The following is a 785-nucleotide window of genomic DNA, read 5'->3' as shown; positions in this document are numbered from 1 at the left end:
ATCGGGCGTCGAGGCAGCATTGCGCGCCACCGAATATGATCCGCAGCGACTGGAGAAGGCGGAGGAGCGGCTGTTTTCGCTGCGCGCGGCCTCGCGCAAGCACAGCGTCGCCGTCGACGATCTGGCGCAGCTGCGCGACACGATGTCGGCCGATCTCGCCGATCTCGATGCCGGCGAGGAGCGCCTGCACGGGCTGGAAAAGCAAGCCACCGCCGCGCGCGAGACCTACGACATTGCCGCCGCGCAGCTGTCCTCGCTGCGTCATGCGGCGGCGGTAGGCCTGACCAAGGCCGTGATGGCCGAACTGCCGGCCCTGAAGCTCGAACGCGCCGCCTTTATCGTGGAAATGAAGAGCGAGGCCGAAAGCCGCATGGAAGAGGGGATCGACCAGATCGAATTCTGGGTGCGCACCAATCCAGGGACGCGGCCCGGGCCGATGATGAAAGTGGCCTCCGGTGGCGAGCTTTCTCGCTTCCTTCTGGCGCTGAAGGTGGCGCTGGCCGACCGCGGCTCGGCGCCGACGCTGGTGTTCGACGAAATCGACACCGGCGTGGGTGGTGCTGTCGCCGACGCCATCGGCCAGCGGCTGGCGCGGCTGTCGAAGCGCGTCCAGGTGCTGTCGGTGACGCACGCACCACAGGTGGCGGCGCGCGCGGCGACGCATTTCCTGATCTCCAAATCAGGCACCACCGACCGTGTCGCCACAGGCATCGCCGAGATGGACCGGCCGGCGCGGCAGGAAGAGATCGCTCGCATGCTGGCCGGCGCCACCATCACCGATGAAG

General features: G+C 67.9%; 1 pseudogene. It reads left to right on the top strand.

Annotated features, from left to right (window positions below):
• Positions 1-785, top strand: a pseudogene (locus EN749_RS36630) (DNA repair protein RecN); the annotation flags it as partial.

The sequence above is a fragment of the Mesorhizobium sp. M7A.F.Ca.ET.027.02.1.1 genome (assembly GCF_004022985.1).
Taxonomy (GTDB): Bacteria; Pseudomonadota; Alphaproteobacteria; order Rhizobiales; family Rhizobiaceae; genus Mesorhizobium.
The sequence above is the reverse complement of the archived record's forward strand: the minus strand, read 5'-3'. Positions and strand labels throughout refer to the sequence as shown.